The organism is bacterium, from assembly GCA_021372775.1.
Taxonomy (GTDB): domain Bacteria; phylum Acidobacteriota; class Polarisedimenticolia; order J045; family J045; genus JAJFTU01.
Map to the genome: position 1 here is coordinate 1 of JAJFTU010000083.1, position 12,461 is coordinate 12,461.

Genomic DNA, 12,461 nt, shown 5'->3' on the forward strand with positions numbered 1-12,461 from the left:
GCAGGCGCCGTAGCCGGCGTAGAAGAGGCCGTAGGCCGCGGCGCGCCGTCCCGCCGGGACCATCGACGCGATCGCCGCGCGCAGCACCGACTCGTGCGCGCCGAGCGCGCAGCCCCAGAGGATCATCCCCGCGACGACCCCCGCGGAGCCGGCGAGGAAGAGCAGCGGCGCGGCGCCGGCCGCGAGCAGCGCGGCGAAGGCGAGGCAGCGGATCCCGCGCCGGTCGAAGAACGCGCCGAAGACGAGCGCGCTCAGGGCGTCCGCGGCCATCGCCGCGGCGTAGAGACCGGGGATCGCGCCGTCGGGCAGCAGCGCGGCGCGCTTCACGTGGTAGGCGACGATCGGGAAGTCGGCGAACCCCGCGGCCATCAGCCCGGCCGCGGCGATGTAGAGCCAGAACGCGCCGCCCAAGCCGCGCGTCCCCTCGAAGCGCGCCTTGGCCGGCGCCCCGTCCGCGGGGCCGCGCCCGTAGACGACCCGCGCCGCGACGAGCGCGGCGAGGGCGAGCGCGGCGGGAATCGCGAGGAGCGCGAAGCCGAGACGGTAGCCGCCGTCGCGCGCGAAGACGAAGGCGAGGAAGAGCGGGCCGACGACCGCGCCGATCTGGTCGAGCGCCTCGTGCAGCCCGAACGCCTTGCCGTGGCCGACCCGGTCCGCGGCGTCGGCGAGAATCGCGTCGCGCGCCGGGCTGCGGATCGCCTTGCCCAGCCGCTCGAGGACGATCAGCCCGGCGGCCACCTCCCAGCGCCCGGCCAGCGCGAGCGCCGGCACGGCGATCAAGTTGAGGCCGTAGCCGACGAAGGTGATCGTCCAGTAGGCGCGCGTCCGGTCGCTGACCACGCCGGAGACGAGGCGCAGCGCGTAGCCGACGAGCTCGCCGAGCCCGGCCGCCAGGCCGACCGCCGCGGCCCCGGCGCCGAGCGTCGCCAGAAACGGCCCGGAGACGCCGCGCGCCCCTTCGTAGGTGACGTCGGCGAAGAGACTGACGACGCCGAGCAGGACGACGAAGCCGAGGGCGGCGCGCTTCGACCTGTCGTTCACGACGCCGGCTCCGTCTCTCCCCGCGGCGTCAGAGCACGCGCAGGAAGCGCACGCCGAGCAGGATCAGCAACAGGACCAAGTAGGCGCTCAGGAACCAGAGCGCGCACCTGACGGTTCGGGTCATCTCCACGCGAGGCATCGACGGTCCTCTTGGCGGCGCCGCGCGCCGTCAGTCCTTCTCGGCGGTCCGGGCGTCCGGACCCTTCATGAAGTCGTTGTAGCGGATCACGCCGAGCATCCGGTCCTCCGCGTCGGCCACCGGCACCATCCGGTAGTGATACTTCGAAAAAACCGAGGCGAGCTCCTCCGGCCCGGCGTCCTTTTCCACCGCCACGACCGGCGCGTTCATCACGTTGGAGAGGAACGCGTCGTCCGGGGCGAGGACCAGCTCCCGCAGGTCGATCACGCCGGCGAGCCGCTTCGTCCCCGGCTCGAGCACGTAGCAGTAGGAGATCTCGTCCGGGTCGCGCCCCGACCCGCGCAGCGAGGCGAGCGTCTCCCCGACCGTCGCCGTCGGCGCGACCGCGACGTACGCCTGGTCGGCCAGGCTCTCGGCGCGGTACTGCGGCTCGTGGAGCAGCGCGTCGACGCGCGCGGCGAGGTCCGGCGGCAGCAGCGCGAGCAGCTCGGTCACGTCGTCGTGCGGCAGCACGGTGAAGAGCGCGCCGAGCTGCACGATCGACATCTCGGCGAGGATCGCCCGCGCCTGCTCGCTGCCGAGGTTCGAGACCAACTGGCGCTGGGCGCGCGGCTCGGCCTCGAGCAGCGTCTCGGCGGCCTTCTCCGCGTCGAGGGCGGAGAAGAGCGCCTGCTGCTCTTCGCCGCGCAGCTCCTCGAGCGCGTCGGCGAGGTCCTCGCTCGGCAGCTCGAGCATCTGCGCGCGGGTCACGGAGAGGCGCACGCGGTCGGTCGCCACCGCGTCCTCGACCGAGAACGGCTGCACGAACTTCCACGAGATCAGCTCGTCCTTGATCCAGTTGAGGCGGCCGAGCCCCCAGCGGCGGAAGAAGCCGCCGAGCGAGGCGTCGACGTGGACCAGCAGCAGCGTGCCGCGCGAGGCGAGCAGGTGGACGTCGTTGACGACCTCCGTGCGGCGGCCGTCGATGTCGAGGATCGTCCGGCCGAGGAGGTGCTCGCCGAGCATCAGCCAGCCCGGCTGGTCGACGAACGGCGGGTACTTCTCCCCCTCCGGCGGATCGACGACGATCCGCTTCGGGCCGACGTCCCGCACGTTCTTCCACGGCACGAACTCGGTCGGCTTTCCCCAGCCGTGCTCGATGTAGAGGCCGACGACCTCGGGATACGGCTCCTTGAGCGCGAAGACGAGGTCCTCGAGCTTCCCCACCTTGCGCCGCCCCTCCGGCCCCTCGGCGACGACCGGCCGGTCGAGCAGCGAGCCGAAGTAGACGAACTGGTAGCCGCCGTTGGTCGGCGCGATGCCCGGGACGACGATGTTTCTTCCGGCGCTCATGGCCACCCCCTCACTTCGCCGCCCCGAACCAGCCGGGGAAGAGGGTGCTGACGGCGAACAGCGTGGACATCACCGTGACGAAGGCGACGATCGACCAGTTGGCGATGTTCTGCCAGCGGGTGTTGACGTGCTCCCCCATGAACGCCTTGGAGTTCAGGATCAGGATCAGGAACACCAGGGCCGAGGGGAGCAGCGTCACCGCGACGACCTGCACGAACATCGTGATCGCGATCAGCGGCGCGCCGGGGATCAGCACGATCCCGCCCGCGCCGAGCAGCCCCGCGACGTAGAGCACGTAGAACCAGGGGGCGTCCTTGATCTTCTTGTTGAGCGAGTGCGCCCAGCCGAACACCTCCCCCACCGCCCACGAGGTGGAGAGGGAGATGCAGAGCGCGCCGAGGAAGCCGGCGTCGAACAGGCCGATGGCGAAGAGCGTGCGGGCCATCGTCCCCTGGCCGTGCGGCAGGAGCGGCACCAGCGCCTCGGCGGTCTGCTTGGCGTCCTCGACGTTGATCGGCGGCTGGTGGTAGTAGAACGCCGCGCCGGTGACGATGATGATGAACGCCGCCACGACGCAGGTGATCAGCGAGCCGACGAAGGTGTCGATCTTCCCGTACTTGACGTCGTGGAGGTCGAGCCCCTTGTCCACGACGGCGCTCTGCTGGAAGAAGATCTGCCACGGGGTGATCGTCGTGCCGATGTTGGCCAGCATGATGAAGAGGACGTCGCCGCTCAGCCCGCCCGGCATCGAGGGGCGCAGCAGCCCCTCGAGGACCGCGTTCCAGCCGGGAGCGGTGCCGCTCTTCATCGCCCAGAACGCCGCCGGGATGTAGACCAAGTTGAAGGCGCAGAAGAAGAGCGTCAGCTTCTCGAAGGTCCAGTAGCGGCCGGTCAGCACGACCATCGTCAGGATCGCGCTGACCCCGAGGTAGGTGATCCACTCCGGCACGCCGAAGAGGCTCATCGCCGCGGTCATGCCGATGTACTCGGTGACCAGCGTGAGGAAGTTGACGATCGCCAGGTCGGCGAGCGAGAACCAGCCCCAGAACTTGCCGAACCCTTCGAAGATCGCCTCGGCGTGGCCGCGTTTCGTCACCGCCCCGAGCCGGACGGTCATCTCCTGCACGAAGTAGGCCATCGGGATCAGGATGAAGAAGATCCAGAGCAGCTTGAAGCCGTACTTGCTGCCGGTCACGGCGTAGGTGGAGATCCCGCCCGCGTCGTTGTCCGCGACCATCGTGATGATGCCCGGGCCCAAAACGGCCAGGAGCACCAAGAGCCGCTTGCGTCCGCGGCTGAGCCGGTGGAACAGCTTGCTGATCCAATACATTGAGCCCGCCCCCGAACGGCGCCGGCGCGCCGTCGTTGGTCGTGTTGTCGTGCTAGGGCGGGAAGGACGAAAACAGAAGGAACGTCGATCTCGCCGCCGTCCGCGTGGTCCGGCGGCGGGGCGCCGCTCAGACGGTGCGGTTGTTCATCGTACTTGGTCGATGACTGCCGTCTTCAGGCATGGCGCCTAGGTCCTCCGAAAAACGACGAAAATTCGGGGGTCAAGCTAACCCGCGGGGCGTCCTCCGTCAAACACTCCTTTGACCTGTCGCGAAAGACGGCCATCATGCCCGGCGTGGACGCGCCGGCCCCCGTCTTCTCCCCCGCCGACGCGGCGTTCATGCGCCGCGCGCTCGAGCTCGCGCGCGACGCCGCCGCGGCCGGCGAGGTCCCGATCGGCGCGGTCCTCGTCCAGGACGGCGCGGTCGTCGCCGAAGGGCGAAACGCCCCGATCGGCCGCCGCGACCCGACGGCCCACGCCGAGATCGTCGCCCTGCGGCGGGCCGGCGAGGCGCTCGGCGTCCCGCGCCTGCCGGGCACGACCCTCTACGTCACCCTCGAGCCGTGCCTGATGTGCCTCGGGGCGTCGGTCCACGCCCGGGTCGCGCGGCTGGTCTACGGCGCGTCCGATCCGCTCGTCGGGGCGACGGCGATCTTCGCCGGGATACCTGTCGGCCGTCCCGGGCTCAACCACCGCGTCGCGATCGAGGGCGGTCTCCTCGCCGAGGAGGCCGCGGATCTGCTGCGGACGTTCTTCCGCGCCCGCCGCGGCTGACCGGCAAACTTCCCCCGGCGTTTTCGCGGACGCCCCGCGTCGTGCATAATGGCGCGCGCAGCCGCGGAGAGATGACCGAGTGGCTGAAGGTGCACGCTTGGAAAGCGTGTTTAGGGGCAACCCTAACGTGGGTTCGAATCCCACTCTCTCCGCCATTTGATCACGCCGATGACCGCCGCGGCGCCGCGCGCCGCGGCGTCGCGTTGCAGGACCTCGCGGGGCTCGCCCCTGCGCGATCCGGCCCCGTGAACCCCGTCAGGCCCGGAAGGGAGCAGCGGTAAGCGGACCGTCGGGTGCGCCGCAGGATCTCCGAGCCCCACCTATCTCGGGACGCCCGGGGATCTCCCCGGGCGAACCCGGCCGAGGGGGCGCGTGCCGAAGCTGCCGCTCGCCAGAACCTACCGCCCGCAGCGGTTCGCCGAAGTGCTGGGCCAGCAGGCGCCGGTCAAGGCGCTCGGCGCGGCCGCGGCGCGCGGCGACGTCGCCGCCGCCTACATCTTTTCGGGCACCCGCGGCATCGGCAAGACGACGATCGCGCGGATCTTCGCCAAGACGCTCAACTGCGAGAAGGGGCCAGCCGCGGACTGCTGCGACGAGTGCCCGCAGTGCCGCGGCATCGCCGAGGGGCGCGAGCTCGACGTGCTGGAGCTCGACGCCGCGACCCACACCGGGATCGACGACATCCGCGAGTTGCGGGACGCGGCGAAGTACCCGCCGACCCACGCCCGCTACCGCGTCTTCATCCTCGACGAAGCGCACCAGCTCTCGCAGGCCTCGTGGAACGGGCTGCTCAAGATCCTCGAAGAGCCGCCGCCGTGGTGCGTCTTCCTCTTCTGCACCACCGAGCCGCACAAGATCCCGCAGACGATCGAGTCGCGCGCGCTCCACTTCGCCTTCCGCAGCCCCGCCCCGGCCCAGATCCGCGGCCACCTCGCCTCGATCGCGGGGAAGGAAGGGATCGAAGTCGACGACGAGGCGCTCGACCTCTTGGTCGTCGCGGCCGACGGCTCGGTGCGCGACGGCCTCTCCGCGCTCGACCAGGCGCGCGCCCTGACCGAAGGGAAGATCACGCGCGAGGCGGTCCGGACCGCGTTGGGACTCGTGCCCGCCGAGGCCGTGGACGACTACGTCGACGCGCTCGGCCGCGGCGACGCCCCCGCGGCGCTGAAGATCGTCGGCGAACTCGACGCCGAAGGGCAGGACCTGCGCGCCTTCGCCGGCGACGCCCTCGAGCGGACGCGGCGGCTGGCGCTGGTCCTCGCGGCCGGCCCGGCGGCGGCGCCGAACGGCGAAGCGCTGGCCAAGGTCGCCGCCTCGTTCCAGCTCGACCATCTCGTTTGGCTGGGGCGCGTCCTCGACGAAACCGAAGGGCGTCTGCGCCAAGGGGGCGCGCAGCGGGCGCTGCTCGACCTCGCCACGGTGCGGATGACCCGCCTCGCCGGCTTGTCCAACCTGGCCGACCTCGTGGACACGCTGCGCGCCGGCGGCGCGCCGGGCGGCCACGGCGGCGGCCCCGGCGGAGGCGGACGCCCGATCCCGTCGCCGCGTCCGTCCGTTCCCTCCCGCCCCGGGCCGTCCGGGCCGCGGGCCTCGTTCCACGCCGCGGCGCAAGGCGCGGCCGACGTCGCGGACGATCGCCCCGCGCCGCGCGGCGCCTTCTCCGCGGCCGGCGAGGCCCCCGATGCGGCCCCGCGCGCGTCGGTCGCCGTCGCCGCGGGCGCGCCGGCCGGAGCGGGAAACGGCGAGTTGCTGCCGCGGATCTGCGCCGTGCTGTCGGAGGCCCGCCCGTCGATCGCCAGCCTGCTGCGGAACGCTCAGTCGGCCGAGGTCACGCCGTCCGGCGGCCTCCGTCTGGCGCTCCCCGGATCGATGGCGGCGCTCGGAGCGCAGCTGGTCCGCGCCGAGGACGCGATCCTCTCCGCGGCCCGCGAGGCGACCGGCGTCGACCTGCTCGGCCTCGAGACCGTCGTCGCCGCCGGGGCGAGTTCCCCCGCCGACGCGGCGGCCAACGCGCGGCGCGAGGCGATGGACCTCGTGCGCAAGGACCCGGTGGCGCGGGCCGTTTTCGACCAGTTCGGCGCGATGGTGATGGACGTCCAGGCCCTCGCGCCCCCGACCCAGGAGTGAGCGATGTTTCCCCCCGGAATGAAGAACATGAACATGAACAAGCTCCTCGCCAAGGCCCAGCAGGCGCAGGAGCAGATGCAGAACGACATCGCCGCCCTGCGCGAGACCGGCACGGCCGGCGGCGGCGCCGTGACCGCCGAGCTCGACGGCAAGAAGAACCTCGTCGGGCTGGTCATCCTTCCCGAAGCGCTCGAGGATCCGGATCCGCAGATGCTGGCGGACATGGTCCTCGCCGCCGTCGCCGACGCGAACCGCAAGATCGACGCCGCGGTCGAGAAGAAGATGGCGCAGTTGACGTCGATGCTCGGCCTGCCGCCGGGGTTCGGCTTCTGAGCCGGCGGTGACCGACCTCGCGCAGCCGCTGGAGCGGCTGGTCGAGCGGCTGGCGCGCCTTCCCGGCATCGGAAGGCGCTCCGCCGCGCGGATCGCGTTCCACCTCGCCCGCCGTCCCGCGGACGAGGTCCGCGAACTGGCGGCGGCGATCGCCGCGCTGCCCGAAGCGCTCGCCCCGTGCGAGATCTGCGGCAACTTCGCCGGCGGGCCGCGCTGCGCGATCTGCGACGACCCGCGGCGCGACCGCTCGGTCGTCTGCGTCGTCGAGCAGCCGGACAACCTCGCGGCGATCGAGCGGACCGGGACCTACCGCGGCCTGTACCACGTGCTGGGGGGCTCGATTTCCCCGCTCCGGGGGATCGGGCCGGAGCAGTTGCGCTTGGCCGAGCTTTGGCGGAGGCTGGGCGACAGGGAAATCAAGGAACTGATCTTGGCCACCAACCCGACCGTCGAAGGGGAAGCGACCGCGTTGTTCATCGGGCGGCAGGCGGCGGGACGAGTGGACCGGGTGACGCGCCCCGCGACCGGCCTGCCGGTCGGCGGCGAGCTGGACTACGTGGATCAAGCGACCTTGGCGCGGGCGTTCGAAGGGCGCCGCGATTTGCCGCGGTGAGACGCGCGCGGCCGTTTGGCTTTTTCGGGGCGGGAGACTAAATTCCGCGGGGGCGCTCCTGTCGGTGCGTCCCGCGAAATCGGAGGCGTGTCCGCGATGGGCGGCAGAGACCTCGTCATGCACGAGGAAGAGTTCGCGAAGTTGACGCGGCTGGCCGAGCGCCTCCTCCGCGAGGCCAACGCCCGCTTCGTGTCGCTGGTCGACCGCAACGGTCAACCGATCGCCTGGGCGGGCGAGCTGGACGGCGTGGACAAGACGGCGCTGGCCTCCCTCGCCGCGGGCAACGTCGCCGCGACCGAGGGGCTGGCGCGGATGATCGGCGAACGCGCCTTCTCGTCGATGTACCACGAGGGCGAGAACGACCATCTCCACTTCTCCGCCGTGGGGGACGTCGGCATCCTGCTGGTCGCCTTCGACGAGCGCTCGTCGCTCGGCCTGGTGCGGCTGCGGGTGCGTCAGACGACGCCGGACTTGGTGCAGGTCTTCGACGACATGCTCGCCCGCTCGCGCGCCTTCAGCGCGGGGATGGACGAGATGGCCGAGGGGCTGCCGGAGATCACCGACGAGGACATCGAGAGCCTCTTCAAAGACGGACTGTAGGCGCGGGGGCGAGAGAGAAAGATGCCGTTCATCAATTACGCCCACCGGGAAATCACCTGCAAGCTGGTCTACTACGGGCCCGGCCTGGGCGGGAAGACGACCAACCTGCAGTGGATCTTCGAGAAGACCAGCCCCGAGGCGAAGGGGAAGATGGTTTCCCTCGCCACGGAGAGCGAGCGGACCCTCTTCTTCGACCTGCTCCCGCTGAATCTGGGAACGATCCGCGGCTTCACCACGCGGTTCCAGCTCTACACCGTCCCGGGCCAGATCTTCTACGACGCGTCGCGCAAGTTGATCCTCAAGGGCGCCGACGGCGTCTGCTTCGTCGCCGACTCGCAGTCCGCCCGCTACGACGCCAACATCGAGTCGATCCGCAACATGCTCCAGAACCTCAAGGAGAACGGGATCGACTTTTCCAGCCTTCCCTACGTGCTGCAACTGAACAAGCGGGACCTGCCGACGGCGATCGCCGCCGACGACCTGACGCGCGCGCTGCGGCTCAAGGGGGAGCCGGTCCTCGAAGCGATCGCGCCGAAGGGGACGGGGGTCTTCGAGACCCTCAAGGCGTTGGTCCGCGAAACGCTGACCCGCCTGCGGGCGGGCGCCCCGGCCTGACGGGGGCGTTCCCGCCTAGCCGGGACGGGCCCGGCGATTTCATTTGACGCCTTGCCGCGCTGTGCCTAGAATCCCGTGGTTTGCCAGCAAGGCATCTGGAGGAAGTGCCGTGAGCGCGGAGTCTTTCGCGGTCATCGTGGCCGGTGGGCGCCAGCATCGCGTCGTCCCGGGGGAAACCCTGCGGGTCGATCGCCTGGCCGCCGAACCGGGCGCCGAAGTGACCTTCGAGCAGGTGTTGATGACGTGGCACGACGGCGCGGCCAAGGTGGGCACTCCCACCGTGCCGGGCGCCGTGGTGAAGGCCAAGGTTCTGGCCGAAGCGCGCGACCGCAAGGTCATCGTCTTCAAGTTCAAGAAGCGCAAGGGCTTCCGGAAATCGCGCGGTCACCGTGAGTACTACACCCTGGTCAAGATCGAATCGATCGAGCCCGGGAACTGAGAGGAGGCTGCTATGGCGCACAAAAAGGCCGGCGGTTCCTCGCGCAACGGCCGCGACAGCAATGCCCAGCGCCTGGGTGTCAAGCGGTTCGCGGGCCAGTTCGTGAAGGCCGGCAACATCCTGATCAGGCAGCGGGGCACGCCGATCAAGCCGGGCGAAGGCGTCGGGCGCGGGTCGGACGACACCCTGTTCGCGCTGGTGGACGGCATCGTGGACTTCCGGGACCGCGGCAACTACGGCCGCTGGGTCACGGTTAGTCCGGTCGCCCAGGCCTGACGGCGCGTTAGGTCGTTTGCGGCCCCGGTCCGTTCCTGCGGGCCGGGGCCGTCGCATATTTCCCCGATCGTTCTCCGAAGCAGAGGCCCGTTCGTGTTCCTCGACGAAGTCAGCTTGTTCGTCGCCGGCGGCGACGGAGGGCGCGGATGCGTCGCCTTCCGCCGCGAGAAGTTCGTCCCGCGCGGCGGCCCGAACGGCGGGGACGGCGGAAGCGGCGGCTCGGTCTACCTCGTCGCCGACGCCCACGAATCGACCCTGCTCCGCTACCGCTACAAGAAGACCTTCCGCGCCGACCGCGGACGGCACGGCGAGGGGTCGCTGAAGACCGGCATCTCCGGCGGCGACCTCGAGCTGCCGGTGCCGCTGGGGACGCAGGTCTTCGACGAGGACGGCGCACTGCTTCTCGCCGATTTGGTCGAGCAGGGGCAGCGGTTCCGCGTCGCGGCCGGCGGCCGCGGCGGCAAGGGGAACGCCTTCTTCGCCACCGCGACCCGTCAGGCGCCGCGCTTCGCCCAGCCGGGCGAGCCGGGGGAGACGCTGCGGATGCGGCTCGTGCTCAAGCTGCTGGCCGACGTCGGCCTGGTCGGCTTCCCCAACGCGGGCAAGAGCACGCTGATCTCGCGCATCTCCGCCGCGCGGCCGGAAATCGGGGACTACCCGTTCACGACCCTCGTGCCGCATCTCGGCGTCGTGGACGCGGGAGAGTTCCGCTCCTTCGTCGTCGCCGACATCCCGGGGCTGATCGAAGGGGCGAGCGAGGGGCGCGGGCTCGGCCACCGCTTCCTCAAGCACGTCGAGCGCTGCCGGGCGCTGGCCTATCTCGTGGACGTCTCGTCGCTCGAGGGGCGCGACCCGGTTTCCGACATCGAGATCCTCGAGCGGGAGCTGGCCGCCTACAGCCCCGACCTCGCCGACCGCGAGCGGGTGATCCTCGCCACGAAGATCGACGCGCTCGACGAGCCGGCGCGGCTGGACCGGCTCCGCGCCGCGGCCGAAGAGCGCGGCGCGCCGTTCCTCGCCATTTCGGCGGCGACCGGCGCCGGGCTCGGCGAACTCGTGCATCGGCTGTTCGACATCGTCTCCGCGGCCAAGGAGCGGGAGCTCGCCGCGGTCGTCTCGCCGTGGCCGGAAGAGGCGCCGCCCGCCGAGCGTTCGGCGTGGCCCGCGGAACTCGGCGGGACCGCGACCGTCGCGCCCGAGGGCGACGGAGGCGAAGACCGCGACGTCCGCGACGACGACGGCGGCGAAAACCGCGACGCCCAGCGCGACGTCCGCGACGACGACGGCGGCGAAAACCGCCACGCCCCGCGCGACGTCCGCGACGACGCGGGCCCGGCGGACGAGGACGCGTGATGCGCCGCGGCGTCTTCGGCGGGACGTTCGATCCGCCGCACGCCGGGCACCTGCAGGTCGCGCGCCGCGTCCGCGACGCCCTCGGCCTCGACGTCGTCGAGATCGTCCCCTCGAACGAGCCGCCGCACCGGCGCAGCCCCGTGGCCTCCGCGGCCGACCGGCTGGAGATGGTGCGGCTTCTCTGCGCCGGGGAGGACCGGTTGGTCCCCTCGGCCCGCGAGATCGAGCGCGGCGGGATCTCCTACACCGTGCTCACGCTGCGCGAGATGCGCGCCGAGGCGCCGGACGACGAGCTGTTCCTCGTGCTCGGCGCCGACTCCTACGACGAGCTGCCCGGCTGGCGGGCCAGCGCCGAGATCGAGCAGCTGGCGCACGTCGTCGTGCTGCCCCGCCCCGGCGCGGCCGGCGCCGCCGCGGTGCGCGAGGCCGACCGGCCGCGGCTGCGGCTTCCCGGCGAGCCGCCGCCGGCCGGCGGCAAGGCGCTCTACGCCGTGCCGATGCCCGAGACCCCCGAGGCGGCGCGGCAGATCCGCGCCCTGCTCGCGCGGGGCGAAGACCCGGGGGAGGCCCTTCCCCGGCCCGTTTTGGCCTACATTCGACGGCGCGGGCTCTACGCCGCGGCGCCCGCCGGAGACACCGTCCGATGAACGAACCCGCCGAAGAGATCGATCCGGTCCTCGCTTCCGCGCTGCGCGCCCTCTGCGCCCGCAAGGCGGAGCGTCTCCTCGCGCTCGACCTGCGCGGCATGGCCGCGTTCGCCGACTACTTCGTGATCTGCCACGGCACCTCGGAGCGCCAGGTGCAGTCGCTCGCCGAGGACGTCGTCGAGCGCGTCAAGACCGAGACCGGCCGGCGGCCGGCGATCGAAGGGCTGAACGGTTCGGAGTGGGCCCTTCTGGACTACGGCGACTTCCTCGTCCACGTCTTCAGCGAGGCCGGGCGCGAGTACTACCGCCTGGAGACGCTGTGGGGCGACGCGCCGCGGATCGACCTCGCTCCGTTCGAGTCCTGATGAGCGGGATCCGCGTCGTCACCGTGGGCCGCACGCGCCGCGGACCGTTTCTCGAACTTGAAGAAGACTATCTCGGCCGGATCGCGCGGCTCGCGCCGGTGCGGCGCGACAGCGTTCCGCAGAGCGGCGCGCGCCGGCCGGAAGAGCGTCGCGCCGCGGAAGCCGCCGCGCTGACGACGCTGGTCGGCGGCCGCGCGACGCTCGTCGCGCTCGACTCCGGCGGCCGCGCGCTCGACTCCGCGGCTTTCCGCGAGGCGCTCCTGAAGTGGCGTTCGCGCGGCGACGTGGCGTTCGTGGTCGGCGGGCCGGACGGCCTCGACGAGTCGCTGCGGAGCGCCGCCGCGGCGACGTTGTCCTTCGGTCCGCTGACGCTGCCGCACGAGATGGCGCTCGTGGTGCTGCTCGAGCAGATCTACCGCGCGCTCGCCGCGGAGCAGAACCACCCCTACTCCCGTCACTGACGCGCGGCGTCGCCGC

General features: G+C 71.8%; 15 protein-coding genes, 1 tRNA gene and 1 other RNA gene. 14 read left to right on the top strand and 3 right to left on the bottom strand.

The genetic code is table 11. The features are described 5' to 3' along the window. From LLG88_02995 to LLG88_03005, 3 genes are all read right to left on the bottom strand, one after another. Positions 1–1,041, bottom strand: a 1,041-nt coding sequence (locus LLG88_02995; GenBank protein ID MCE5245874.1) for an MFS transporter, incomplete at its 3' end; no start/stop codon positions are given. A 169-nt stretch (positions 1,042–1,210) separates the two neighbouring features. Then, a complete protein-coding gene (locus LLG88_03000; protein ID MCE5245875.1) occupies positions 1,211–2,512 on the bottom strand; it encodes a CBS domain-containing protein in 1,302 nt (433 codons plus the stop codon). 10 nt (positions 2,513–2,522) lie between these two features. Then, the gene (locus LLG88_03005; GenBank protein ID MCE5245876.1) at positions 2,523–3,842 is read right to left on the bottom strand and encodes an Nramp family divalent metal transporter; all 1,320 of its coding nucleotides are present in this window, start codon (positions 3,840–3,842) and stop codon (positions 2,523–2,525) included. 285 nt (positions 3,843–4,127) lie between these two features. Here LLG88_03005 and tadA point away from each other — a divergent pair, with 285 nt between their 5' ends. The 14 genes from tadA to LLG88_03075 all read left to right on the top strand — a co-directional run bounded on the left by tadA (position 4,128) and on the right by LLG88_03075 (position 12,445). Beyond that, positions 4,128–4,616 (top strand): tRNA adenosine(34) deaminase TadA, encoded by a 489-nt coding sequence (tadA, locus tag LLG88_03010; protein MCE5245877.1) that lies wholly within the window; start codon positions 4,128–4,130, stop codon positions 4,614–4,616. 65 nt (positions 4,617–4,681) lie between these two features. Then, a tRNA-Ser gene (locus LLG88_03015) sits at positions 4,682–4,771 on the top strand. Between the two features lie 69 nt (positions 4,772–4,840). Then, an RNA gene (ffs, locus tag LLG88_03020) (signal recognition particle sRNA small type) lies at positions 4,841–4,927 on the top strand. A 61-nt stretch (positions 4,928–4,988) separates the two neighbouring features. After that, positions 4,989–6,743, top strand: a complete 1,755-nt coding sequence (dnaX, locus tag LLG88_03025) for a DNA polymerase III subunit gamma/tau (GenBank protein MCE5245878.1) — start codon at positions 4,989–4,991, stop codon at positions 6,741–6,743. A gap of 3 nt (positions 6,744–6,746) precedes the next feature. After that, positions 6,747–7,076, top strand: coding sequence for a YbaB/EbfC family nucleoid-associated protein (locus tag LLG88_03030; protein ID MCE5245879.1), 330 nt, complete (start codon positions 6,747–6,749; stop codon positions 7,074–7,076). Positions 7,077–7,083: 7 nt separating this feature from the next. Continuing rightward, a complete protein-coding gene (gene recR / locus LLG88_03035; GenBank protein ID MCE5245880.1) occupies positions 7,084–7,689 on the top strand; it encodes a recombination mediator RecR in 606 nt (201 codons plus the stop codon). A 96-nt stretch (positions 7,690–7,785) separates the two neighbouring features. Next, entirely contained in the window at positions 7,786–8,289 is a 504-nt protein-coding gene (locus tag LLG88_03040) for a roadblock/LC7 domain-containing protein (protein MCE5245881.1), read from the top strand. Positions 8,290–8,310: 21 nt separating this feature from the next. Then, complete coding sequence (locus tag LLG88_03045) at positions 8,311–8,904, top strand: GTPase domain-containing protein (protein MCE5245882.1); 594 nt, start codon at positions 8,311–8,313, stop codon at positions 8,902–8,904. Positions 8,905–9,013: 109 nt separating this feature from the next. Further along, on the top strand, positions 9,014–9,343 hold the full coding sequence (gene rplU, locus LLG88_03050; protein MCE5245883.1) for a 50S ribosomal protein L21: 330 nt from the start codon (positions 9,014–9,016) through the stop codon (positions 9,341–9,343). A gap of 12 nt (positions 9,344–9,355) precedes the next feature. Then, a complete protein-coding gene (gene rpmA, locus LLG88_03055) occupies positions 9,356–9,619 on the top strand; it encodes a 50S ribosomal protein L27 (protein MCE5245884.1) in 264 nt (87 codons plus the stop codon). A gap of 93 nt (positions 9,620–9,712) precedes the next feature. Further along, positions 9,713–10,972 carry a GTPase ObgE gene (obgE, locus tag LLG88_03060; GenBank protein MCE5245885.1) on the top strand — a complete coding sequence of 420 codons (1,260 nt, stop codon included), beginning with the start codon at positions 9,713–9,715 and terminating at the stop codon, positions 10,970–10,972. Continuing rightward, positions 10,972–11,619 (top strand): nicotinate (nicotinamide) nucleotide adenylyltransferase, encoded by a 648-nt coding sequence (nadD, locus tag LLG88_03065; GenBank protein ID MCE5245886.1) that lies wholly within the window; start codon positions 10,972–10,974, stop codon positions 11,617–11,619. Before obgE ends, nadD begins: the two co-directional genes overlap by 1 nt. Beyond that, complete coding sequence (rsfS, locus tag LLG88_03070; GenBank protein MCE5245887.1) at positions 11,616–11,984, top strand: ribosome silencing factor; 369 nt, start codon at positions 11,616–11,618, stop codon at positions 11,982–11,984. Before nadD ends, rsfS begins: the two co-directional genes overlap by 4 nt. After that, positions 11,984–12,445 (top strand): 23S rRNA (pseudouridine(1915)-N(3))-methyltransferase RlmH, encoded by a 462-nt coding sequence (locus LLG88_03075; GenBank protein MCE5245888.1) that lies wholly within the window; start codon positions 11,984–11,986, stop codon positions 12,443–12,445. Before rsfS ends, LLG88_03075 begins: the two co-directional genes overlap by 1 nt. Positions 12,446–12,461: the final 16 nt, after the last annotated feature.